The 24274-nt window shown below is 59.1% G+C and carries 20 protein-coding genes; 12 read left to right on the top strand and 8 right to left on the bottom strand.

The features are described 5' to 3' along the window. Position 1: 1 nt before the first annotated feature. Genes G6L97_RS14005 through G6L97_RS13985 form a run of 5 tightly spaced genes read left to right on the top strand, consistent with a single transcriptional unit; the run spans position 2 to position 5713 of the window. Positions 2–814 (top strand): amino acid ABC transporter permease, encoded by an 813-nt coding sequence (locus G6L97_RS14005; protein ID WP_174003057.1) that lies wholly within the window; start codon positions 2–4, stop codon positions 812–814. Continuing rightward, positions 811–1557, top strand: a complete 747-nt coding sequence (locus G6L97_RS14000) for an amino acid ABC transporter ATP-binding protein (RefSeq protein WP_272434381.1) — start codon at positions 811–813, stop codon at positions 1555–1557. The genes G6L97_RS14005 and G6L97_RS14000 overlap by 4 nt, the downstream gene beginning before the upstream one ends. A 45-nt stretch (positions 1558–1602) precedes the next feature. Then, the gene (locus G6L97_RS13995; protein ID WP_003517554.1) at positions 1603–2919 is read left to right on the top strand and encodes an NAD(P)/FAD-dependent oxidoreductase; all 1317 of its coding nucleotides are present in this window, start codon (positions 1603–1605) and stop codon (positions 2917–2919) included. Position 2920: 1 nt separating this feature from the next. Then, complete coding sequence (locus tag G6L97_RS13990; RefSeq protein WP_174003054.1) at positions 2921–4381, top strand: lyase family protein; 1461 nt, start codon at positions 2921–2923, stop codon at positions 4379–4381. A gap of 3 nt (positions 4382–4384) precedes the next feature. Continuing rightward, positions 4385–5713, top strand: coding sequence for an NAD(P)/FAD-dependent oxidoreductase (locus G6L97_RS13985; protein WP_111782660.1), 1329 nt, complete (start codon positions 4385–4387; stop codon positions 5711–5713). A gap of 171 nt (positions 5714–5884) precedes the next feature. Here the strand turns inward: G6L97_RS13985 and G6L97_RS28295 are convergent, their stop codons facing one another. From G6L97_RS28295 to G6L97_RS13965, 4 genes are all read right to left on the bottom strand, one after another. Beyond that, complete coding sequence (locus G6L97_RS28295; protein ID WP_174003051.1) at positions 5885–7708, bottom strand: ABC transporter ATP-binding protein; 1824 nt, start codon at positions 7706–7708, stop codon at positions 5885–5887. 17 nt (positions 7709–7725) lie between these two features. Continuing rightward, positions 7726–8568 (bottom strand): ABC transporter permease, encoded by an 843-nt coding sequence (locus tag G6L97_RS13975; protein WP_174003048.1) that lies wholly within the window; start codon positions 8566–8568, stop codon positions 7726–7728. Then, entirely contained in the window at positions 8565–9512 is a 948-nt protein-coding gene (locus G6L97_RS13970) for an ABC transporter permease (RefSeq protein WP_035199210.1), read from the bottom strand. Before G6L97_RS13970 ends, G6L97_RS13975 begins: the two co-directional genes overlap by 4 nt. Before the next feature lie 126 nt (positions 9513–9638). Next, positions 9639–11168: an ABC transporter substrate-binding protein gene (locus G6L97_RS13965; RefSeq protein ID WP_013761252.1), complete on the bottom strand. Its 1530-nt coding sequence runs from the start codon at positions 11166–11168 to the stop codon at positions 9639–9641. 476 nt (positions 11169–11644) lie between these two features. Here G6L97_RS13965 and G6L97_RS13960 point away from each other — a divergent pair, with 476 nt between their 5' ends. The 3 genes from G6L97_RS13960 (at position 11645) to G6L97_RS13950 (ending at position 16279) form a co-directional block, all read left to right on the top strand. Next, positions 11645–13696 carry a hydantoinase/oxoprolinase family protein gene (locus tag G6L97_RS13960; RefSeq protein WP_025596082.1) on the top strand — a complete coding sequence of 684 codons (2052 nt, stop codon included), beginning with the start codon at positions 11645–11647 and terminating at the stop codon, positions 13694–13696. Then, positions 13693–15345: a hydantoinase B/oxoprolinase family protein gene (locus tag G6L97_RS13955; protein ID WP_236736259.1), complete on the top strand. Its 1653-nt coding sequence runs from the start codon at positions 13693–13695 to the stop codon at positions 15343–15345. The genes G6L97_RS13960 and G6L97_RS13955 overlap by 4 nt, the downstream gene beginning before the upstream one ends. A 169-nt stretch (positions 15346–15514) precedes the next feature. Further along, complete coding sequence (locus G6L97_RS13950; protein ID WP_013761249.1) at positions 15515–16279, top strand: IclR family transcriptional regulator; 765 nt, start codon at positions 15515–15517, stop codon at positions 16277–16279. Here G6L97_RS13950 and G6L97_RS13945 read toward each other — a convergent pair. Beyond that, entirely contained in the window at positions 16252–16926 is a 675-nt protein-coding gene (locus G6L97_RS13945; RefSeq protein WP_025596084.1) for a TetR/AcrR family transcriptional regulator, read from the bottom strand. The genes G6L97_RS13950 and G6L97_RS13945 overlap by 28 nt on opposite strands. 159 nt (positions 16927–17085) lie before the next feature. Here G6L97_RS13945 and G6L97_RS13940 point away from each other — a divergent pair, with 159 nt between their 5' ends. Continuing rightward, positions 17086–19179, top strand: coding sequence for a hydantoinase/oxoprolinase family protein (locus tag G6L97_RS13940; RefSeq protein WP_025596085.1), 2094 nt, complete (start codon positions 17086–17088; stop codon positions 19177–19179). Between the two features lie 2 nt (positions 19180–19181). Continuing rightward, positions 19182–20765, top strand: a complete 1584-nt coding sequence (locus G6L97_RS13935) for a hydantoinase B/oxoprolinase family protein (protein ID WP_236773616.1) — start codon at positions 19182–19184, stop codon at positions 20763–20765. 154 nt (positions 20766–20919) lie between these two features. Here the strand turns inward: G6L97_RS13935 and G6L97_RS13930 are convergent, their stop codons facing one another. Beyond that, positions 20920–21438, bottom strand: a complete 519-nt coding sequence (locus G6L97_RS13930; RefSeq protein ID WP_112178591.1) for an Lrp/AsnC family transcriptional regulator — start codon at positions 21436–21438, stop codon at positions 20920–20922. A 160-nt stretch (positions 21439–21598) separates the two neighbouring features. On the opposite strand from G6L97_RS13930, the gene G6L97_RS13925 reads away from it, so the two are divergent. Both G6L97_RS13925 and G6L97_RS13920 read left to right on the top strand, forming a co-directional pair. Further along, positions 21599–22165, top strand: a complete 567-nt coding sequence (locus G6L97_RS13925) for a PPC domain-containing DNA-binding protein (RefSeq protein ID WP_025596087.1) — start codon at positions 21599–21601, stop codon at positions 22163–22165. Then, positions 22152–22559, top strand: a complete 408-nt coding sequence (locus G6L97_RS13920) for a PPC domain-containing DNA-binding protein (protein WP_161986946.1) — start codon at positions 22152–22154, stop codon at positions 22557–22559. Before G6L97_RS13925 ends, G6L97_RS13920 begins: the two co-directional genes overlap by 14 nt. Before the next feature lie 38 nt (positions 22560–22597). Here G6L97_RS13920 and G6L97_RS13915 read toward each other — a convergent pair whose 3' ends face one another. Both G6L97_RS13915 and G6L97_RS13910 read right to left on the bottom strand, forming a co-directional pair. Continuing rightward, entirely contained in the window at positions 22598–23491 is an 894-nt protein-coding gene (locus G6L97_RS13915; RefSeq protein ID WP_142851516.1) for a PCC domain-containing protein, read from the bottom strand. Next, positions 23488–24267 (bottom strand): SDR family NAD(P)-dependent oxidoreductase, encoded by a 780-nt coding sequence (locus G6L97_RS13910; RefSeq protein WP_142851515.1) that lies wholly within the window; start codon positions 24265–24267, stop codon positions 23488–23490. The genes G6L97_RS13915 and G6L97_RS13910 overlap by 4 nt, the downstream gene beginning before the upstream one ends. Between the last annotated feature and the right edge of the window lie 7 nt (positions 24268–24274).

Here is a 24274-nt window from a genome sequence, read left to right as displayed (position 1 = left end):
CATGGTCTCCACCATGACTTACGAAAACAAGAAACGTGCCGTCCTGCTTTTCATCGCGCTTGCGGTGGCAATCTGGATTGCGATCGATGCACTCGCCGGCGGCGCGCAACACTGGAACCGCGTCGCCGTGCGCCTGCCACTGCTCCTGACAGGCTCCGGCTCCGGCTGGCCGATAAGTGGCGGCTTCATCCTCAACATCCTGCTGTCGATTGCCTCCATGGCGGTGGCGACTACCCTTGGCACCGTGATGGGTCTTGCGACGCTCGCAAAATCGCCCTTCATTCGCCTGCCGGCATTTTTCGTCATGAATTTCCTGCGAAACTCGCCCTGGCTCGTCCTGCTTTTCGCGATGCTTTACATTCTGCCTTTCGAGATGAAGATCTTCGGCTTCGTCGTTCCCTTCCCGCCTTTCGTAAAGGCGGTCATCGGGCTGGCGTTACCGACGGCGGCAAACTTCTCCGAAGTCATTCGCGGGGCGGTGCAGTCGATCCATAGCGGACAATGGGAGGCGTCCCGTTCGCTCGGTTACACCCAGCTGCAGATCTATCGTTACGTCATCCTTCCCCAAGCCTTGCGCCGGATGATACCTGGCTGGATGAACCTCTATGCCCTGCTGATGATTGCAACGGCGCTTGCCACGGTCACGGGTATTCAGGACGTTTTGACCATCCTCAACACCTCACTGGCGATGGAGAGCGAACGGGCGCTCGTCTATTTTTATCCGACCATCCTCTTCCTGTTTTTTGCCTATTGCTACCCGATCGCGATCTTCGCGCGGCGCCTGGAGCATGCGGTTAAAGGAGACAATCTATGAACCGCTCCAACGCCCTGATCGAGATCGATGGCATCCGAAAATCTTTCGGCACGTTCGAGGTCCTGAAAGGAATTTCCCTCAGCGTCGGCAAGGGGGAGGCTGTCTGCATCATCGGACCGTCCGGTTCCGGAAAGTCGACCATTTTGCGCTGCATCAACGGCCTGATTCCGATCAATGAGGGTTTTATCCGGGTGGGAAATCACAAGGTGCACGAGATGCGCACCGAGAAGGCAATGCGGCCATTGCGCCACCAGGTGGCAATGGTGTTCCAGCAGTACAATCTCTTTCCGCATCGCACCGCCCTGGAAAACATCATGATGGCGCCGATCCAAGTGCTCGGCCATGACAAGGCAGAGGTCGCGGATCGCGCCCGGAAGCTTCTCGCCAAGGTGCGCCTGTCGGAAAAGGCCGACAGCTATCCTGGCCAGCTTTCCGGCGGCCAGCAGCAACGCGTGGCTATTGCCCGCGCGCTTGCCATGCAGCCGGAAGTCATTCTTTTCGATGAGGTGACTGCCGCCCTGGACCCGGAAACGGTCAAGGAGGTTCTTCTTACGATCCGCGAGCTTGTTGAGGAGGGGCTGACCTGTGTCCTCGTCACCCACGAAATGAAATTCGCGCGTGAGGTTTCACACCGCGTCTGCTTCACCGACCGGGGGTTGATTGTTGAAAGTGCCCCACCCGTCGAGCTGTTCGACCATCCAAAAGATCCGCGCACACGCGAGTTTCTTGGCCAGGTTCTGTGATTGCCCAAAACTCCTGAAAGGCGGGCCTTAGCGGCCCGGTATGCAATGCGTAAGTTTGACGATATCTACGCCGCCGATTTCAAGGAAGCTCCCTATTGGTGGGAGGAGGCGGAGCCGGAGACCAATCTCGATCCCGTTCCCGAGTATGCCGACGTCGTGGTTGTCGGCTCCGGCTATGCCGGTCTTGCTGCCGCCACCCACCTTGCGCGTGCCGGACGCTCCGTTGTCGTGCTGGACAGTGACCGGCTCGGTTCCGGCTGCTCGACGAGGTCCGGCGGAATGGTGTCCAGCGGACAGAAGCTCGTCGTTGGAGGCGCGATCAAGGGAATTGACCCGGAGTTGATCAACCGGCTTATCGGCGAAAGTAACGAAAGCTTCGAATATCTGAAAATGTTAATCGACACGGAGAAGCTCGATGCCGGGCTGAAGCTGACTGGTCGCTTCTTTGGCGCCCACACCGCCACAGACTACGTGACGCTGAAGCGCCACGGTGCTCTGCTTGCCGAAAAGACTGGCGTGAAGGTCAGCTTCCTTGATCGAGATCAGCAGCGCGCGGCCATCGGTTCGGATTATTATCACGGGGGTATGCTGATAGATGACTATGGCGGCCTGCATCCGGGACTTTACCACAAGGCGCTGCGCGGGCGGGCCAAGGCTGCCGGTGTCATGCTGCGTTCCCACGCCCGTGCTGGCGTCGTTGAGGACGGGCCAAACCGCGATAAGATTGTGCCAACGGCGCGTGGGACGATCCGCACGAAGGATGTGATCGTCGCGACCAATGGCTATACGGCGGATGATGCGACGCCGGAATTGGCGCGCCGGCTCGTGCCCGTAAAGAGCTATCAGATCGCTACCGAGCCGTTGCCGGCCGATCTGATGGCTGAGCTTATCCCGCAGGGCCGCATGATTTCGGACACCCGCCGGGATCTCATCTTCAGCCGACCGTCGACGGACGGGACGCGGCTGCTGTTCGGTTCGCGCCCGGGAGTGTTCGAAATGTCGGAAAGGCGCGCCGCAAAGCACATCTATGCCAGGATGCTCGCTGTTTGGCCCCAGCTCGCTGGCGTTAAGATCACCCATTCCTGGGTCGGAAGTGTCGCCATGACGGTTGACAAGCTCGCTCATATCGGTGAGCGCGATGGGGCGAATTTTGCGGTGGGATGCAATGGCAACGGTGTCGCGCTGATGACCTATCTCGGTTATCAGACGGCGCGAAAGATCCTGGGCGAGCAAAACGCCAAATCGGCGTTCGACCGGCAAAAATTCACCGCCGTTCCTTTTTATTCCGGCAAGCCATGGTTCCTGCCTGCCTTTACCGGATGGTATCGTCTGCGCGATTTCCTCGACCGGCCGGGGCGTTGAGATGGATGAAGGGCAAGAGGAAATGCGCCTGGAAGAAGATGCGCTCGGAACACGGCTGATGCCGGCCGCCTTGGCCTATGGCATCCAGACGGCGCGCGCGGTCGAGAATTTCTCGATTTCCGGCCGGACGATCGCCGATATCGAAGGCTTCATCCCGGCGATTATTGCCATAAAGCAGGCTGCCGCACGGGCCAATTGCAGGGCCGGCGACCTTGATCCGCTGATCGCCGGGGCAATCGAAATGGCTGCGAGCGAACACGCCGTAATGCCAGGCAGGCAGGATTTTCCTGTCGATATCTATCATGGCGGCGGCGGCACTGCGGCCAATATGAATGTCAACGAGGTCCTGGCCAACAGGGCAAGTGAAATTCTGACCGGCAGGAAGGGACAGGATCCCGTTCATGCCAATACCCATGTCAACATGGCGCAATCCACTAACGATGTCATTCCCTCGGCAATGAAAATGGCGGTCGGGGGTGAACTGGCTGGCCTCCGCGCAGGTCTGGGCTCTCTCGTCGATGCTCTTCGGGTCAAGGAGAATGCCTTTCGCGACGTGGTCAAGCTTGGCCGAACCTGCTTGCAGGATGCGCTGCCTGTCACTTTCGGTCAGCAGTTTTCAGGTTATTCAGCCGCCTTTGAGCGACAGATGGCGGGGATGTCTGGTCTGGAAGACGTTTGTCTGCGGCTGCCGCTTGGCGCCACTGCCGTCGGCACTGCCTTTGGCGCCTCGCAAGCCTATCGCCGCTTCGTCTTCGAGGAATTGCAGGCACTGACCGGCAAATCTTATCAGCCGGAGGAGAATTTTTTTGATGCGCTGCAAAATGCCGACGATTGGGTGAGGATTTCAGCCGCATTGAAAGCAATAGCCCTGACCCTGTCGAAATTTGCGGCCGATCTGCGCCTGATGTCATCAGGACCGCGGGCGGGGCTTGCCGAGGTCACCCTTCCGGCGGTGCAGCCGGGTTCGTCGATCATGCCGGGCAAAGTCAATCCGGTTATGCCTGAAATGATGATGCAGGTCTCCTTCCGTGTGATCGGTAATGATGCCACAGTCACCCGCGCCGCCGAGGGTGAACTTGACCTCAATGTATGGGAATCGATCATTCTAGAAGCCATCAGCGAAAGCATTCGTTTGATGCGACGCGCGATCCCGCTTTTTGTCTCCCATTGTATCTCGGGGATAAACGTCAATACGGAGCGCGGCCTCAAAGATGCATCCGGATCGCTTGCCCTGTCGACAGCACTCGTGGCGATTTACGGCTATCCGGCGGCATCTGCCGTCGCCAAGCATGCGGCCACCAACGGCCTGTCCGTCCAGGAGGCTTCCGTGGCTTGTGGACTGATGACGCGAGCGGAGGCCGACCTGCTTTTTTCCGATGTTGCAGCATTCGCAGACCCAGACCGGACCGAGCAACGGATCGCCAGCTTCCGCAACCGCACGTCCACCCTCAACAGGCGCTAAAAAATGTCCAGAATAATTCCTGATGCCGTCTTGCCGTCGAAGACCCTGCCTGCGCACGTGGATGTCGTAGTTATCGGTGGCGGCATCATCGGCGTATCGACAGCGTTGTCGCTGGTCGAACGTGGCATCAGCGTTGCCGTCTGTGAAAAGGGGCTGATCGCTGGTGAGCAATCGTCTAGGAACTGGGGTTGGGTGCGCCAGATGGGGCGTGATCCGGCCGAGTTGCCGCTTTCCATGGAAAGCTTGAGGCTCTGGAGAGGCATGAACGAGCGGGTCGGCGCCGAAACCGGGTTGCGCCAGTGCGGCATTGCCTATCTGTGCGAGACGGACGCTGACGTCGCCTTTTACGAGGAGTGGCTCCAACATGCCGCCGCAGTGGGTCTCGACTCGCGCATTGTGCGCGGTGAGGCAATGCACGCGCTGGTGCCGGGCATGGGCAGGCAGTTCAAGGCCGTGATGCACACTCCGAGCGATTGCAAGGCCGAACCGTTCATGGCGGTTCCCGCCATGGCACGCGGTGCTGCCGCAAAGGGTGCCCATATCCTCACGGGCTGTGCGGTCCGGTCAATCGAACGCTCCGCCGGGAAGGTAAGCAGTGTGGTGACGGAACATGGCGAAATCCGCTGCTCTTCCGTCGTGCTGGCGGGTGGCGCCTGGTCCAGGCTTTTTGCAGGCAATATGGGACTTGATATTCCGATCCTCAAAATCCTCGGCAGCGTCGCGCGTCTGTCGGCTGTTGATGGCATGACGGATATGCCGGTGGGCGGTAACGATTTCGCCTTCCGTCGCCGTCATGATGGCGGCTTCACGGTAGCGCAGCGCAACGCGGATATCGCGCCCGTCACTCCGGATAGCTTCCGTCTGTTTGCCGACTACCTGCCGTCGCTCGTTAAAAACTGGCGGGCATTACGCTTGCGGACAGGCGGGCAGTTCCTGCGGGAAATGGCGATGCCCCGCCAATGGAAAAGTGACGCTGTGACGCCGTTCGAGCAGATCCGCATTCTCGATCCCGTTCCGTCATCGAAGCTCATTTCCCAAGGTATCCACAAGTTGTCCAAGTCCTTCCCGGCATTTGCAAATGCCCGCATCACGGCTACCTGGGGCGGCCTCATGGATGTCACGCCGGATGCCGTTCCGGTGATCTCTGCTGCCAGTGCCATTCCCGGCCTTTATCTGGCCGTCGGATTTTCCGGCCATGGATTCGGTATCGGCCCCGGTGCCGGAGCGCTGACGGCTGATCTGGTGGCAGGCTCCAAGCCATGCGTCGATCCAGCACCTTTCCGTCTGGAGCGTTTCGGGCGACTGCACCGCTCGCTGGAGAATTTGCGGTAAGATTCTTAAAGATCAAGAGATGGCGCCCGGTGCGCGGTCCCGCTTCTGCGAGACGTGCTACAGGCCGGCTGATACTTGCCGCGCCGGTCATCCCGCAGACATCTTACTGCTCGGAAAACTTCCAGGTTTCCCGTCAGGTCGTCCAGGCTGATATGGAAGCGCAGGGCCAGATCAGGCCCACTCCTCATTCCACACCTGAACCATGTGGCCGGGTGTAACTTCGCGATATTCGCGGTTTGGCGGCGTGAAGGTTTTCGGCCGGATTGGGCTGCGCAACTCTGTATCAGCGAATTTGCGCCGCATATGCCTGCGTGAGGGATCTGGTAGCGGCACGGCCGATAGCAAGCGCCGGGTATAGGGATGTTGCGGATTGGAGAAAACAGCTTCGCGCGGTCCGGTCTCAACGATTTCGCCGAGATACATTACAGCTATGCGATGGCTCATGCGCTCGACAACTGCCATGTCGTGGGAAATGAACAGCAGGCCGAGTTTCAGTCGTTCCTGAAGGTCCAGTAACAAGTTTACCACCTGAGCCTTGACTGAAACGTCGAGTGCCGAAACCGCCTCATCGGCAATGATGAGTTCGGGTTGGAGCGCCAGCGCTCTTGCGATGCAAATGCGCTGGCGTTGCCCGCCGGAAAACTCATGCGGATAACGGGTCGCCATCGCCCCAGCCAGACCGACTTCGCCAAGCAGATCACGCGCAAGCTTTCGGGCATTGCGGGGCGTTTCCAACCCATGGATCAAAAGAGGCTCCGCGATGGCGTTTTCAACCGTTAGGCGGGGATTGAGGCTGGCGAATGGGTCCTGGAAAATCATCTGAACTTGACGGGACAGGTCCGATCTGGTGAAGGAGCCAACATCCGCGCCGTGGATATGGATTGAACCGGAATGCGGCCGGTTAAGCCCGGCCAGCAAGCGGCCAGTGGTCGATTTTCCGCAGCCCGATTCACCTACCAGCGCAAGTGTTTCACCCCGCGAGAGCGAAAAGCTGACATTTTCGACCGCATGCACGCGCGAGTGCACCATCCGGGTGAAGGCGGATCGCATCTCGAACCGCGCCGACAGGTTCCTGACATCGAGAAGCTTGCCGCTCGCCGCGTCGATGGTATCGGGCCGCTTCTTCTGTGGCAGTGCCTGTCCTGTTTCCATGTCGATAATCGGGAAAGGACTGGGGCCATCTTCGCCGGCCGAACCGAGTTGCGGCACCGCGGAAAGCAGGGCGCGCGTATAGGGCTTTTGCGGGCTGGCAAAGACTTCTGATGTCGTGCCGGTCTCAATCTGGTCGCCACGATACATCACCAGCGTACGGTCGGCGATTTCAGCGACGACACCCATGTCATGGGTGATGAAAAGCACAGCGGTGCCTTCCTCTTCCTGCAGGGTTTTGATGAGGTCGAGGATCTGCGCCTGAATGGTGACGTCAAGCGCCGTGGTCGGTTCGTCGGCAATCAGAAGGGCGGGGCGACAGGCAAGTGCTATCGCAATCATCACGCGCTGGCGCATGCCTCCGGAAAACTGGTGCGGGTAATCGTCGATACGTTTGGCAGAGGAGGGAATCCGCACTTTCTCCATCAGTTTCAAAGTTTCCGTCCGTGCCACGCTTTTCGAAATACCGTTATGGGCAATCAGGGCTTCCGCGATCTGTTCCCCGACGGTCAGTACCGGATTGAGGCTCGTCATCGGTTCCTGGAAAATCATCGCCACCCGGTTGCCACGGATTTCACGCATGCGAGCAGGGGAAGCGCCGATCAGCTCTTCATTGTCGAGCTTGATCGAGCCTTCGATGCGGCTCGTCTTTTCCGGCAGAAGCTGCATCACGGACAGTGCCGTAACACTCTTGCCGGAACCGCTTTCTCCAACAATCGCAAGTGTTTCCCCGGCACGGATGTCTAGGTTCAGCTCGCGAACCACCGGGTTGAACGTGCCGTCGCGCAGGAATGAGACCTTGAGATTGCGGATGGAGAGGACAGGATGAGGCGTGGTTTCGGTCATTGTCACTTTTTCCTGTTTCATACGCCGCTCTCGCCGCCGCCCGCAAGGACGGCTCCTGCCGCCGAACGCGGGTCGAGCCAGTCGCGCAGCAGATCGCAGACCCCGTTGAGCACGAGGATCATCACGACCAGCGCCAGACAGGGCCAGACAAGCAGCATGGGCTGATGAGCGATGGCCGCCCGGCCGGTTCCGATCATCAGCCCGAGTGAGGGCGAGGGAGGGACGACGCCGAGACCAAGGAAGGACAGGCCCGATTCAAGCACAACCGCCGCCGCCGTGACGAAGCTGGCCTGAACCAGAAGAGGTCCCATGATGTTGGGTAAAATGGTTTTCAACATGATGCGGATGTTACTGGCACCCATGGCCTGTACCGCCTCGACATAATCCTGCGAGCGAACGGTAAGCACGCTGGCATAGGCGATGCGGGTGAAGCCGGGAACGAACACTGCGGCAAGCACGGGGATCAGTGTCATGGGGCCTGGCCCATAAAGGGTTACGGCGAGCATGGCGAGGAGCAGCGGGGGGAAACAGAGCACGACATCCATGGCCCTGAGCGTCAGGATTTCCGGAAAACCTCGCATGTAACCGCCGATAATGCCGAATGCGGTACCGATGACGCCCGAAAGGATGGAGGTCGAGAGGGCGATAAACAGCGAGATACGGATGCCGAAGACCAGCCGGGAGAGAATGTCGCGGCCCATTTCATCCTGCCCGAGCGGGAAAGCTGAAGAAGGCCCGGCGAACCGCTGACCCATGGTCATCTTCAGAGGATCTGACAGGGGCAGTACTGGAGCAAGCAGGCATATCAGTGCGATGAGAGCGAGCAGCAGCGGCCAGACGAGACGAAGCGAGCGCGTCATTTGCGAATCCTCGGATCGGTGACACCGTAGACAATATCGACGATGAGGTTGAGCGTGATGAACAGGGCCGAAATGACCAGGATGACCGCAGTAACTGTGGGGTAGTCACGGGAATTGACGGCGCTGACCAGCATGCCGGACAAGCCTGGCCAGTTGAAGACATATTCCACCAGTACCGTGCCGCCGAACAGGCCGCCAAGATTGAGCGCGAAGACCGTGATGACCGGCATCAGCGCGTTGCGCAGCACGTGGCGGGCAATTATGCGCCGTTGCGGCAGACCCTTGGCGCGTGCGGTTCGGACATAATCCAGCGGCAGAACATCGAGCACTGAGGCACGCGCGATGCGCACGACGATCGCCGCAAGACCGAGCGCGATGGCGAAGGCGGGCATTGCCAGCAGGATCAGATGCTTGCCGGGGTCGTCTGAAATATTGACGTATCCACCGGCTGGCACCAGCTTCCACATCTGGGCAAAGACCAGAATTATCAACGTACCGGCGACGAAAACGGGGATGCCCTGGGCAAAACCGGCAAGAAAATTCGAGACGCGATCGAAACTGCCGCCCTGTCGCAAGGCTGCGGCAACGCCGACCGGTACGCCGATGATCAAACTGAGGATCGCGGCGGCTGCGATCAGCTCAAGTGTACGCGGCAGGCGTTTGGCAATTTCGGGTGCGACCGGTGAACCGTCGATCATCGAGTTGCCGAGATCAAAGCGAATGAGGCCGGACATCCGATCGACATATTGCGTCAGTATCGGCCGGTCGAGGCCCAGATCGTTGCGCAACTGCGCAACCGAAGCCGCGTCGGGCGTCGAACCTTCTCCTGAAAGCAGCAGTTCAGCCGGATCGCCTGGCACCATATAAATGGAAAGAAAGACGAGGCTGGTAACGACCCAGAGCAGTGCCAGAGAAATGGCAATTCGCTGCAGGAACCAGAACATGAAGACCCTCCGGCAGTCAGCCATGCAACGTCAGCCTGAAAATACTAGCCTTTCAGGCCTCTTCCGCACGGAAGATGAGAAACGGGTGCCCGGACAGGCGAGTGCCGACCGGGCTAATTCCAGATGTTACGACAGCGAAAGCTCGTCGAAAAGGCGACCGGAGAAGGGAGAAATCTGGTCCGGAAGCATATGGAAATTGTTGACGCGCTTCAGGTGGGCAAAGCCGGTGGCGCGGTAGGAAAGACCGCAAAAAGGCGTGTATTCGATGACGAGCTTGTCGACTTCGGCATATATCGCCTTGCGCTTTTCCAGGTCGAACTCCGCACGGCCCTTGGCGAGCAACTCGGTCAGGCCTGGAACCTCGAAATTGCGTGAGCGGAAGAAGGTAGGCGACAGCGTCGGGTCAATAAGGGCGCTTGTCGCATCCGGATCGAAGGTGTCGAGGCCGAGACCCTGAATGGCGAAATCGCCCTGGCCACGGTTACCCATTGTAACGCGGGTGGACCAGTCGGGCATCGTCAGTGTCACGTTGATGCCGACTTCAGCCAGATGGCCCTGGACGATGACGGCGGTATCGCGGTGCATGCCGTACTGCGCGGTCGAGAGCAAATTGACGGTCACACCTTCTGCACCGGCCTCCTTAATCAGCGCCTTGGCGCGGTCGGGGTCGTAGCTCTGCCCCTTGGCGAGTTCGGCGTTGTAGAACGGCGTCGCGGACGAGCGCGGCACGCCTTCGAGCACTGCGCCACGACCGAAGAACACGCCCTTGACGATCTCTTCGCGGCGAATGGCGAGGGAAACGGCGCGCCGCAGGCGCTGGTCCTTGAACGCACCAGCTCCGTTGAACGACAGGAACATGAAAGCGCCTGTGGCAGCTGTCTCAAGCGCAACACTGGCGTCCTTGTCGAGCTGGTCCATTGCGCTCCACGGAACGTAATCGATCACATCGACATCGCCCGCAGTGATCGCTGCAACACGTAGGTTTTCGTCGGCGTAGGCGGTGACACGAACCTTCTTGAAATGCGGCAAGCCGTCCTTGAAATAATGCGGGGAGGCTTCGAAATCCAGGCCTACGCCCTTTTCTGCATTGGCCAGCGTGAACGGGCCCGCGCCTATGCCATGGTCCTGTTTGTCGGTCGAACCCTTGGCGATGATCTGCAGGAAGGGGTTGGCGAAGAGCGCCGGCAGCGCCGCGTTCGGTGATTTCGTCAGGAGCTTGAAGGTGCGGTCATCGACAATCTCGACCTTTTCGACTTCGAGCATCGCATCACGGGTATAGGCACCGGAGCCCTCCGCCTTGATCTTCTCGATATTCCATTCGATGTCGGCCGAGGTGACGGGCTGGCCGTCGGAGAATTTAACATCCTTCAGCTTGATCACCCAGGCGCGGTCGCCTTCTCGGTCGAAGCTTTCGGCCAATTCACCCACAAGTTTGCCTTCTGGCGTGTAGGCCATGAGGAAACGGTTGATCAGCGAAGAAACGAGTTGGCCGGCATAGCCGACATTCACCCACGGTTTCAGATGAGCGGGATAGGTGGAAAGGCCGATGCGCAATGTGTCGGAAGAGGCCTGCGCAAAGGATCTGGACGCTCCGATGGCAAATGCGGCACCTGAAGCGGCGGTCAGTTTTAGAAGGGTACGGCGATCGAGTATCATGGTTAGTTCCCCATTATGTGTTGATACATGCTTGCCAGCCGGCGTGGACGATTTCGGCGCGCCACCTTTCCGGAAACCTGTCTGTCCCGGTGGGCGTGATCTGGTCCCGTCGATATCGAAAACAATAAAGAGAGCCTTTTCCGGGTGTCAAGCGAAATTCCATTAATTAATTCATTGGGAAATCTTTGTGTCAAATAACGGAATAAGAACCCAAATTTTTTAACGTCCGGCGTAATTTTGTCTTATAATCTAATTATAGGAATACCAGAAATATTCTGGTCGTAATAATGGAATTGAGATTGACAAGGGAATGAAGCCGATCATAGGGTCTGAACAACTGGCCCGGATTGCCCGGCAGCCGTTTCTCCGGGGCCGAAGGCTTGGCTTTCGCAGCGGGCGGCGCATGCAATCAAGGCAGTGTCGCACGACCTCCAGATGAGGCGTTGCCTTATGACATCCAGAAGAAGGAGCGAGCCATGGCATGGCGGATTGGCGTGGATTCCGGTGGTACTTTTACCGATGTTTGTCTGTTTGAGGATGAGACGGGCGAGGTGGTGATCTGGAAGGTTTCATCGACACCGGATGACCCTTCGCGCGGGATCACGCAGGGTGTGGCCGATGGCATCGAGCGCGTAGGCATCAAGGCCGAGGACGTTTCTTATGTCGGTCACGGTACAACGGTTGCCACAAACGCGCTCATTCAGGGTCGTGGCGCAAAAACAGGGCTTCTGACGACCGGTGGTTTCCGCGATCTGCTGGAAATCGGCCGTCAGAAACGCCCGGACCTCTATGACCTCCAGGCAGATAAGCCTGAACTTCTGGTCGAGCGTCACCTGCGCTTCGGTATTGAAGAGCGTGTTTTGGCCACTGGCACTGTTGAAACACCACTGGACGAGACCGCATTGCGCGAAGCGGTGCGGGCTCTGAAGGCCGATGGCGTAAAGGCGGTCGCAGTCAATTTTCTGTATTCTTTCATGCACGCCGAGCATGAGAAGATCGCGGCCCGCATTCTGGAAGATGAGTTTCCTGAAGCCTTCCATTCGCTGTCACACCGTATCGCGCCGGAATTCCGTGAGTTCGAGCGATTGTCGACCACGGTCGTCAATGCCTATCTCGGCCCCGTCATGCAGGGTTATGTGAAATCGCTGTCCGGCAAGCTCACCGATCTCGGCATCACGGTTGCGCCGCAGCTCACCCAGTCGAATGGCGGCGTTATCGGCTTTGATACTGCTGCCGAAATGCCGGTACGCACGGTTCTGTCCGGTCCCTCGACCGGTGTTGTCGCTGCCCAGGCGGTTGGTCGCATGACCGGCATCGACAACCTCATCACGTTTGACATGGGCGGTACCAGCTCTGACGTTGCACTGCTTGCTGATGGTCAGTGCCGAGTGGTGAACGAGTCGGTGGTCCACGGTTATCCGATCAAGGCTCCGATGCTCGATATACACACGGTCGGGGCCGGTGGTGGCTCGATCGCCTATATCGATTCCGGCAATCACCTGAAAGTCGGTCCGCGTTCTGCAGGCGCCAATCCTGGTCCGGCCTGCTACGGCCTTGGCAATGACGAGCCGACGGTCACTGACGCCAATGTCGTACTTCAGACACAGAACCCGGAATATCTGCTCAACGGCCGAATGAAGATTGACCGTTCGCTGTCGGTAAAGGCCGTCGAGCGGCTTGCGGAAAAGCTCAATATGGGCGTTCTGGAAACCGCGAACGGCATTCTCGACATCGTGACGGCCAACATGGCCAAGGCCATTCGCGTGATTTCGGTCCAGCGTGGCCATGATCCGCGTGACTACGCGCTGGTCGCCTTCGGCGGAGCGGGTCCGGTGCATGCCGTGCGTCTGGCCCGTGAGTTGGGCATGAAGCGCATCGTCGTGCCGAAGACCCCGGGCGTCTTATGCGCTCTTGGCCTCTTGATGACGGATCTGAGAACGGACTTCTCGGCGACTGTCCTGCATCGTCTCGACCAGGTGGCGTCGGGAACGATCTCCACGCTGTATGATGGCCTTTCTGCTCAAGCCAATGCCTGGTTCGAGCGTGAGAAAATCGCACCAGCCGCCCGCGTTGTCACCCGCACCGTCGATTGCCGCTACGCCGGCCAGAATTACGAGATCGCAGTCGCCTTGCCGGAAGGCCCGATCACCGAGGAAACCTTCCGCCTCGTCAAGGAGCGTTTCGAGCAGGCGCATCGCCAGCTCTATGGCTTCATCGCCGAAGGTGAGCCGGTGCAGCTTGTTACCTATCGTTTGGTCGCAAGCGGCGTCGTCGAAAAAGCAGCGTTCAAGGCCCGCGAGATGGAGGGCGAGGATTCCTCTGCTGCGATCTCCGGCAAGCGTGATGTCTGGATGGCCGAAGCCGGCGGTTTTACTGCGGCGACGCTCTATAACCGCGATCTTCTGAAACCCGGTAACGTCGTCGCCGGTCCTGCCATTATCGACCAGATGGATTCGACCACGGTTCTGCCGCCTGGATATGTCGCTACGGTCGATGCCTATCTCAACCTCATCGTGGAGGGAAAATGATGACGAATGCAGCCATCGCACAGAACCCTGCTGCAGCACTCAATCCGATAACTGTCGAGGTCATCGGCAGCGCATTTGCCTCCACCGTCGAGGAAATGGGAGAGGCGCTCGTTCGTGCCAGCTATTCCACCAATATCAAGGAACGCCGCGATTGCTCGACGGCACTGTTCGACGCCAGGGGGGCAATGCTTTGCCAGGCCGAACATATCCCGATGCATCTCGGCTCGTTTATCGGCTTTATTCCCTATATTCTGGAGCATGTCGGCGCGGATAGTCTTGCTCCTGGCGACGTGTTTATCGGCAACGACGCCTATGAGGGTGGCGGCACTCATCTGCCGGATATCGTTCTGGCGGAGCCGATTTTCCAGGACGGCAAGTTGATCGCCTGGGCGATCAATACAGCGCACCATTCCGACTTCGCAGATCGCGGCCATGCCCACATATATCAGGAAGGCCTGCGCATTCCCCCGGTTCGCCTCTATCGAAAGGGCATTCTTCAGGAAGACATCCAGAAGCTGTTTCTCCTGAACTGCCAGGTGCCGCATGAGCGAATGTCGGACCTGCGCGCCCAGATGGCAGCGAACCGCCTTGGCGTGACGCGCCTCAAGGAACTCTGCGACAAGTATTCCACCGGAACGGTTCTCGCTGCTGGTCGCGAACTGATGGACTATGCCGAACGCAAGATGCGCGCCGGCATCGCTTCCATTCCGGATGGCACCTACAGCTTTTCGGATATGTTCGATGCGGAATCGCTGCGGGACGAGCTCGAATTTTCGGTGACAATTACCGTCAAGGGTGACGAGATGCATCTTGACTTCGTCAGCCCGCCGCAGGTTCGCGCCGGTCTGAACGTGGTCTATACCGCGCTCCTTTCCACAGTCTATTATGCGGTGAAGACAGTTGTTGATCCAACCGTCCTGCCAAATGCCGGTCTGGCCCGGCCGATCCATGTGACGGCGAAAAAGGGTACATTGCTCAATTGCGCTCACCCGGCCGCAGTCGATGGCCGCATTGCCGCATGCCAGCGTGTGGTCGATCTCATCCATGGCGCACTCGCGAAGGTGGTTCCGCACCGCGTGACCGCTGCCTGCAACGGATCTGTCGCGGTTGCGAGCTTCTCTGGTACACGCGCGGACGGCAGCCTCTGGGTCTATCTCGAAACTATCGGCGGCGGCTTCGGGGCGCGGCATAACAAGGATGGCCTGGACGGCGTGCATGTCCACATGACAAATACGTCCAACCTGCCACTGGAATCGCTTGAAACCGAATATCCGCTAACGCTGGTTGCCTATGAATTGGTCGACGGTTCCGGTGGTGGCGGACAGTTCAGGGGTGGCATGGGTCTTCGCCGCGTGTATCGCGCAGAAGCAGATTGCCGGGTCTCCGTCGGTGGCTCCCGCTTCGTCTCGCGCCCCTGGGGTCTGGATGGTGGCCTTGCAGGTGGTCTTGGCTCCTTCACCATTCTCGGTGCGCCCGAGCGGCTGGTGAATGGTGCCGGCGACATCTTCAAGGGTGATATTCTCGAGATCGTAACCCCCGGTGCCGGCGGATATGGCGAGCCCTCCATGCGCGACCCGGCATCCATTGCAGCCGACGTCCGTGACGGACGCATTTCCTCCGAAGCGGCCAGATCCGTTTACGGGCTCTGATTTCCCAAGCTGGCCCGGTTTCCCTCCATAGGGAGCCGGGTCTTTTTTGGGCGAGCGGCTTGAGGTCCCAATTTTTTAACCCGCTTGACTACCCATGCCATATTGCCTAATCCAGTTCCAATTATCGGATTTTAATGAATGATATATTCACCGAAACCCAGGGGACAGCATGGCAAAGCAATCGTCCAGCAATGTCGAACGCGGTGCGGAAATTCTTCTGGCGCTAGGCAATGCGGGTGTCGGCGGCATGAGCCTTGCTGAAATCGCAGATGGGATCGGTGACGCTAAATCGGCGGTGCATCGGGCTCTGACGGGACTGTCTCATTACGGTTTTGTTGAGCAGAGCGGTCGGCGCGGCAACTACAGGCTGGGGAGCGCGATTTATGCGCTGGCGCAGCGCGTGCCAGGTATTGGTGATCTGGTCGATCTTTTCCGTCCGGCGCTTATTTCCATCACCGCCGGCACAAACATATCAAGTTTTCTCATGGCGCGGTCGGGTTTCGAATCTGTTTGCCTCGATTTCCAGCTCAGCGCAGCGCCGGTCCAACCCTTGCTTTCGGGCGTGGGCGGGCGTCTGCCGCTTGGTATCGGCCATGCCGGGGTTTGCATGATGGCGCGGCTGGACAGGGAATCCCGCGAACGCATCCTCGAAATCAACGCCCCGCATTACGAACAATGGCAGATCGAAACGGATACCATCCGCGCCGAGATCGAGATGTTCCTTGAAAAAGGCTATGTGATCGGTACGCGCAAGGCGGCGGGGTACGAGGTCTGGACGCTTTCCTTTGCGCCCGCGCCCGGTGACAATCGTTATGGCGAAACCGGGGTTTCTCTGCTTGCGCTGGCCAACAGCGTTTCGGATGACGAGGCGCAGCGCTGCGTCGCGCTGATGTCTGAAGCACTGCCCTACAAGTGGTCCGGCCTCAACGCGTAACGCCGGATCATTTCCTGGATATGGGCAAGGCGCGCGCTGCGCGCCGGTTCAGCAAGAACGTCCCGCCCGAAGGTAAAGCGGATGGTGTGTGCCGTGGAGACCGTGGCCCAGCACAGATTCGAGATTGACAGCCATAACTCGACAGGGTCCAACCGAGGGCGAAACACGCCAGCTGTGGCGCCACGCTCCAGAATGCCTGCCACCATCCGGGAAATATTTCCGGCATATACCGTTTCGGGCTCCGATTCGCGGATGTTCTCGCCACCGTGCAGGTTCTCGATGCCGACAAGCGTCAGGAAGCCCTGATTGTTCCGGTAGTAGTCAAAGGTGAACTCCACAAGCCGGTCGAGCGCAGCAACCGGATCCGAAGGCATCGCCAGCGATTCCTCTGCATCGCGCATCGCCCGGTAAGCGTCTTCCAGCACATGCCGGAACAACACTTCCTTGCGGGAAAAATGCCGATAGACAAGTGCCTTGTTAACGCCAGCCGAATAGGCGATAGCCTCGATATTTGCACCTTCCAGACCGTGCGCAACGAATTCGCCTGCCGCAGCCACAAGAATGGCCTTGCGGGTGCGCGAGGTGCGCGCCGCGTGTGATCCTGGCGGCTTTTCCTTCACCTTTGTTGCCTGCGGCCTGTCGTTCATTCATGTCGTCCTTCCGTGGCCGGTGAATATCATCTTTGCCTCGTCTTGTCCTCTCTTCGGCAAGGAACGAATTTTGCAGCGTTATCGCCAACAGCTCTTTACAGCTCCCGTTGCTTCTGTTTTTGTAACGACAACGTTACTGTTACACAAGAGGCAGTTATGACCCCGCATATACGTGTCGCATCCGACGTCGGCGGAACTTTCACCGACAGCATTGCCTATGACGAGACGACGAGAACCATCACCGTCTCGAAGGTATCGACCACGCCGGTCAACCGTGCGCTCGGCACACTTGAAGGCCTGCGAAAGGCCCTGGGCCTGCAGGGCGCGAGCGGTGCGGATGTTGCGTATGTGGGACATGGCATGACAACGGCAACCAATGCCGTGATCCAGCGCAATGGCGCAAAGACGGCATTTCTCACCAATCACGGCTTTCGCGATCTCCTTGAAATCGGCCGCCAGAACCGTCCGACGCTGTTCGATCTGACCAGGGTGAAGCCTGAACCGTTGGTGCCGCGCGAACTTTGTTTTACGGCGCGGGGCCGTATTCTGCCGACAGGTAAAGAGTTGCAGCCGCTCGACGAGGCCGATGTGCGCGCGGCTGGTGAAGCGATGAAGGCGGCTGGCGTCGAGGCCGTCGCCATCCTTTTTCTCCACTCTTACGCCAATCCCTCCCATGAGTTGCGGGCGCGCGATATTCTGGCTGAAGTCCTCCCACATGTGGCAATTTCCGCTTCGGTCGAGGTGAATGCTGAATTCCGCGAATACGAGCGCGGCTCGACGGCGGTGCTCAATGCCTATCTTCGTCCGGTCATGGACCGTTATCTGTCTTCGCTCTCCGGTATGTTGCAGGATGAGAAGGAAGGGCTGGGCCTTGGTCGCGACCGTCCGGTTATGGTGATGGATGCGGCCGGTGGACTGATGAGCCTCGAAGGAGCGCGCCTCAAGCCCGTCCATACCGTTCTATCCGGCCCCGCCGGTGGTGTAGTCGCCAGCGCGCATGTGGCTATGCTGGCAGGTATTCCCGATATCATCACCATGGATATTGGTGGAACGTCCACGGATATCAGTCTCATCCGGGCTGGACGGCCGGAAATCACCCGTTCGGCCAGTCTCGAAACCGTGCCGATTCGCCTGCCGGTTATCGATATCAATGCTATCGGTGCGGGCGGTGGTTCCATTGCCTGGATTGATGACGGTGGGGCGTTGCGTGCGGGGCCGATGAGCGCCGAGGCGGTGCCGGGCCCCGTTTGCTATCGTCGCGGTGGAACGTTGCCGACAGTTACCGATGCCAATCTTTTGCTGGGGCGGTTCTCGCCGCAATCGCGTCTGGGCGGTTCGATGACACTTGATCTGGATGGGGCCCATAAAGCCATCAACGATGTCATTGCACAACCACTTGGTCTTGATGTCTATGAGGCGGCGGCAGGAATATTGCGCGTAGCCCATGCCAACATTGTTCGGGGCATCCGCGTTGTGTCCGTGGAACGTGGTTATGATCCACGTGATTTCGCGCTTGTGCCATTCGGCGGTGCGGGACCGATGCATGGCAGCCCCGTAGCCCGCGAACTCAAGATGCCGCGTGTAATGGTGCCGCCGACCCCTGGCATTCTGTGTGCGCTGGGACAGCTGATTTCAGACCTGCGCCACGATTTCGTCGAAACACACGTCGTCCCCTATGCCGCCAATGGCGAAGCTGAAGCGGCTTTGCGCATCAAGCGCCTGACTGACCGCGCCGACGGCCATCTCGATCATGATGGCGTCGAGCCGGACCGGCGCGACGTGGAAATACGCATCGACATGCGCTATCAGGGCCAGTCGTTTGAACTGTCAGTGACGGTGAATCCCGGCGAACCCTGTTGGTGGGCCGACCTTCCTCGCCGGTTTCACGCCGCGCACCGGGCCCGCTTCGGTCATGCTGACGAAAATGCCGCAATCGAGATCGCCGGCTTCGGCGTCACAGGTATCGGCCGCATCAAAACGCCGGTGCTTCCCGAACTCGACGACGGAGGCCCTGTGCCCGACGACGATGCCCTAACCGGCGAACGCCCGGTCTATTACGAGCCTGGCGATACCGGCGCGCGTGGCGCCTTCTATAAGGCGGCGGTCTACGCCCGGGAAAAGCTCAAGGCTGGCAACATGATATTCGGCCCCGCCATTATCGAGGAAGTTTCTTCGACCACCGTTCTTTATCCTGCCGACCGTCTCACGGTTCACAAATCAGGCAGTCTGATCGTTGAGGTAGCAGAATGACCATGTTTGATCCGATCCGTCTCGAAGTTCTGCGAAATGCCCTGGAAGCAACCGCGCAGGAAATGGGCGTCGTGCTGAAATGCACTGCCTTTTCGCCCAACATTAAAGAACGCATGGACGCATCCTGCGCAATCTTCAACGCGAATGCGGAGCTGGTCGCGCAGGCCGAGCACGTACCGGTGCATCTTGGTTCCATGCTGAGGGCCGTTGCGCCGACACTTGCACAGTTGCCACCGCTCAAGGAAGGCGATGTCGTCATCGTCAACGACCCTTTCGTTGCCGGCGCGCATCTGCCCGACATCACGTTGATAGCTCCGGTTTTCGCCGCAGGTGAACTCGTTGCGCACGTGGCAAGCCGCGCGCACCATTCGGATGTCGGAGGCATGGAGCCCGGTTCGATGCCCGGCAGCTCAACAGAGATCTTCCAAGAGGGCCTGATCATTCCGCCAGTCCTACTTTACGACGGAGGTGCGGAACAGGCCGGTATCATGCGCATGGTGCTTGCCAATGTGCGCACGCCGGAAGAGAGGCGCGGTGATCTCAATGCCCAGTTGGCGGCTCTCAGGATCGGGGAGACCCGCCTGCAGGAAATGGTGGGCCGTTTCGGTGTCGATGGGCTGAAACAGGGCCTGTCGGCCATTCTTGACTATTCCGAGCGGCGCATGCTGAAGCGCCTCGCTGAGTTGCCGCCCGGCCGCTACGAGGCCGAAGACTGGCTGGATGACGATGGATCAAGCCCGGAGAAAGTCCTGATCAAGGTTGCCGTCGATGTTGCGCCCGACCGTCTGGTATTCGATTTTGCAGGAACCGCGCCGCAGCGGCGTGGTAATGTCAATGCGGTCAAGCCGATGACGCATTCGGCGGTCTTCTACGCCATCAAGATACTGACCGACGCAACGCTTCCGCCAAATGCTGGCGTGTTGCGTCCAGTTGAAATTCACATTCCGCAGGGCTGTTTCCTCGATGCCAAGCCGCCGGCCGCCGTCTGCGCGGGCAATACTGAAACCACGCAACGCGTGGCAGACACGGTACTGCGCGCCTTTGCGCTTATCGCGCCCGATCGCATCGCTGCCGCCAGTCAGGGGACGATGAACCTGATCGGCATTGGTGGACGTGATCCCCGAAGCGGAAGGCCCTATACCTATATCGAAACGATTGGCGGGGGGCAGGGCGGCCGTCCCTATGGTGCAGGCATGCATGGCGTGCACGCCAATATGTCGAACACGCTCAACACCCCGATCGAGGCGCTTGAAATCAGCTATCCACTGCGTATCGAACGTTATGAGCTGCGCCAGGGATCGGGCGGGACGGGGCACCATGCCGGCGGCGAAGGTCTGATCCGCGCCATTACAGCGGTGGATCACGAGGCACGTGTTTCACTTCAATCCGACCGTCGGATCACTGGTCCTTACGGTCTGCATGGCGGTGACGCCGGCGCGACGGGACAAAACTCGGTAATCGATGCGGCCGGCATTGCGACACCGCTAGCCGGCAAAGGCTCGGTAACGCTTTCGTTTGGAGAAACGGTCGTCGTGGAAACGCCCGGCGGCGGCGGCTGGGGGAGGGTTCCGGTTCAGATCGAATAGAGACGCTACAGCTCCCGCATACCTTGGACATCTGCGATCTTCTGCGGCACGCCATTGCCCCGAAACGACAATTTCAAGTCGGTTCAGTCACCAGCTGAGGAACGAAGGGGGTCGCAAACGCGACTACTACCTTTTTACCAGCAATCCGCTGCCGCTATCTTGCCGGGGCGCGGCCGGTGCCGGTCGCTTCCATTGATGGAGGTTCGGGATCGGGTACGACTGATAATGTGTGTTTGAGGCATTTAAGTGCGAAACAGGATCGGGAGTGACGTACACCCTCGATCTTGTAGAGCTTCCGGCGCAGAAACTGCTCGTAGCCTGCGGTTCCTGCCACCGCCACCTTGATGAGATAATCATATTCGCCTGTCGTCAAATAGGCTTCCAGCACCTCCGGAAGAGCGGCCATCGCTTCTCCGAAGCGTTCCAGAACCTCGTCGTCGTGGCGCTCCAGCATCACCTCGATGATAACAGTTTCGCTCAGTCCAAGCTTGGCCTGATCGAGAATGGCGGTATAGCCGCGAATGACCCCTTCGTCTTCCAGCCGCTTGACACGCTGCCAGCAGGGACTGGGCGACAACCCCACCTTTTCCGAAAGCTCCGCATTGCTCAACCTGCCGTTCTCCAGCAGGGTGCGCAATATCTTGCGGTCAATTCTGTCCAGCGGTTTCGTCATCCCCTGTCTCCACACAATACGTTGCAAAAATCTGCCGTCACTGCGGCAGACTGCGAAAGAAATGTTTTCCGACGGGTGGTTTGGCGCTGGCATTCGAAAGCACCTTCCGCTGATTTTTAAGTACCGTACTGCAAGGTACAGGCAGCAGGGAGGAGCAGGCGTGGCACCCGTAGAACAGCATCATTTTCCAAGGCCGAGAACGTTGATCCATCCCGGCATTTCCTCGCCGGTGCGCATCAACAGCCTGCACTCGCCATCCGCGCGCCACGTGCGGCTGTTCATTGCGGCGGGCCGCAGTCTTTACGATGGAATCGTGCAGCCGCTTTTCGAAAACGGCATTGAGAATGCCTCGCTCACCATTCTTGGCGGCTATTTCGACATATTGTCCTATTGCGTCGCTCCGCCCGACCCTTCCGGCAAGGCGGTCATTGCCTATACGAAACCCATTGACGCCGGTGCGGCCTGGCTTGTCTTCGGCAATGCTACCCTCGGGCGCAGCATGAAGGGCGAGCCGATTGTTCATTGCCATGCCGCCATGCGCACCGCGGCGGGTGTCGTCAAGGGCGGCCATCTGCTGACTGAATCCTGTATTGTTGGCGAGAGCGGCGTTTCCGCCCTGGTGACCTCACTAGACAGTTTCGTGCTGCAGCAGTCCTTCGACCCTGAAACCAACATTCCCCTTCTTCAACCCAGGAACCGTACGGAGCGCGCCGATGAACACGCATAACACTGTAGAAACCGGATCCATGGGGCGTGTGGCCTATGCCCGCATCGCACCCAATGAAGACCTTGTTCTCGGTGTCGAAAAACTGTGCCTTGCCGAAGGTTTCAGAAATGCCTTTGTGCGCGGCGCGCTGGGCAGTCTGGTTGATGCCTGTCTCGGCACCCGCAACGGCGCGTTCTTGCAGATACGCGGTCCCGCTGTGGAAATCGTCTCCATTGCCGGCGAAGTGCGTGCCCAGCCGGACGGCTCGCTGCGCGCCTCGCTGACCGGTGTCGTCGCCGATACCGAAGGTTCGGTTTATGGCGGTCCCTTCATCGCCGGAGCTAACCCGGTTTGCATGACTTTTGAAGTGACGCTGGAAGAGTGGTTGCCTGCGGAAAAGCCGCAGGCGGCGTGAGTTGTAGTAAGGCGGGCCGGTGAGTTGCGCAGCGCAACTCATGCGGCGTGCCCCTGTCTTTCGGTCAGAAGTAGCTCGAAAGTAACGCAGACCGGGTTCTTGCCGCGCACCAGCCGCCCGCCGCTGACATGTCTGGTGAGGTCCACCATCGCAATATCCAGCATTGCTTGTCGGTCTCCCGACGCGGCCGGGCCGATACGGCCCTTGTTTATGAGGATTTCGCTCGCGTAGGCGTTGAGGCTTGTTCCGTCTTCATAATCCGCACCGACCAGGCTGCCAATTCCATTGACTTCGGCTTCTCGCAGACCAAACTGGGTAGAGACCTCTTCGAGTGCCGTGCATATATCGGTATTGGGGCGCACTGTGCATAAAAGTGCCCGAAGACCCGAACCCTTTTGGTGGCGCTGCTGCCCGATGGGTGTAAAAAGGGCGAAATTGGTTTCCTCATCCTTTTGCACATCGAGGATCGCTCCATCTAGCGCCAGAGCTTCAAGCGGTGTTTCTACAGCAAATTCGGTCTCGAAAGGCAGTAGATGCCCCATGGAGACAACGCCGTCGGCACTCTTCCATGAACCATGGCAATGCAGAAACGGCGCGCTATCACGCCGGCCCATATGCAGGCCGGCATCGATGATTGTGCCACCCGGCATGGAAAAGGTTTCGCTATACCATGCGGCATGTGCGTCATCCGGTGCGGCTGCCGGCATGACATAATGCAGCCGTTTCATCGGTACGTTCTTCAGTCTGACGTAACCGCCTTCGAACCCCAACTCCGCAAAGGCATCGGCAATCGCTTGGTTGGCATTTACGCCGGACCGGACCGTCAGAGTAACAGGATAGGCATGGCAGCCGACGGCGCGAAAGCGTTCAGGCGTGATCGGTCCGGGATGGACGATGTGGCGGGGAAGCTCTTGCGTGCCTGTCTCCGTCATACCGCAAGCCCCGCGGTAATGAAGCCCCCATCCACGGCAAGCACCTGTCCGTTGATGTAGCTTGCGTCATCCGACACGAGGAAAGCAACGGCAGAGGCGATCTCGTCCGTCCTGCCATAGCGATGCATCGGAACCCGGCTATGCCATTGGTCGCGAACATTTTCAGTATGAACCGCCTGGGTGAGGGGGGTGTCGACCGGACCGGGAGCAATTGCGTTGACACGGATGCCTGATTGCCCCAGCTCGTTTGCCATTACCATCGTCAGAAGATTGACGCCGCCTTTCGAAGCGCCATAGGCGCTGCGGCCACGATTTCCACACATGCCGGAAACAGAGCTGATATTCACGATCGAGCCGGCAAGATCGCGCTCCAGCCAGTAACGTGCGGCAGTGCGCGCTACCGCGAAGCTGCCGACGAGATTGACATCAACGATACGGCGAAATTCTTCGACGCTTGTGTCGACGGAGAGCTTGTCGATACCGATGCCGGCGCTGTTGACGACGGCGACCAGATCAACCGCATGATCGGCACCGTTAGCCGTCAGGGCGGCGAAAGCCATCTCTATCGATGCCTCGTCCGCAACATTGCAGACGATGCCGCGCGAGAGATCGATACCGAGCTTTTCGCAGGCTATATCCAGCGCCTCGCGCTTGAGATCCAGCAACCATGGCTGCCAGCCGCGCGCCATCAGGAGTTGCGCAGTGGAAAAGCCGATGCCGGATGCACCGCCGGTGATCGCGACAGCCCCTTTTGTCTCTGTCTTTTCTTGTGTCATGCCGTCT

Source organism: Agrobacterium tumefaciens (assembly GCF_013318015.2).
Classification (GTDB): domain Bacteria; phylum Pseudomonadota; class Alphaproteobacteria; order Rhizobiales; family Rhizobiaceae; genus Agrobacterium; species Agrobacterium tumefaciens.
Note: the sequence above shows the minus strand (reverse complement) of the source record. Positions and strands in the feature narration are given on the sequence as shown.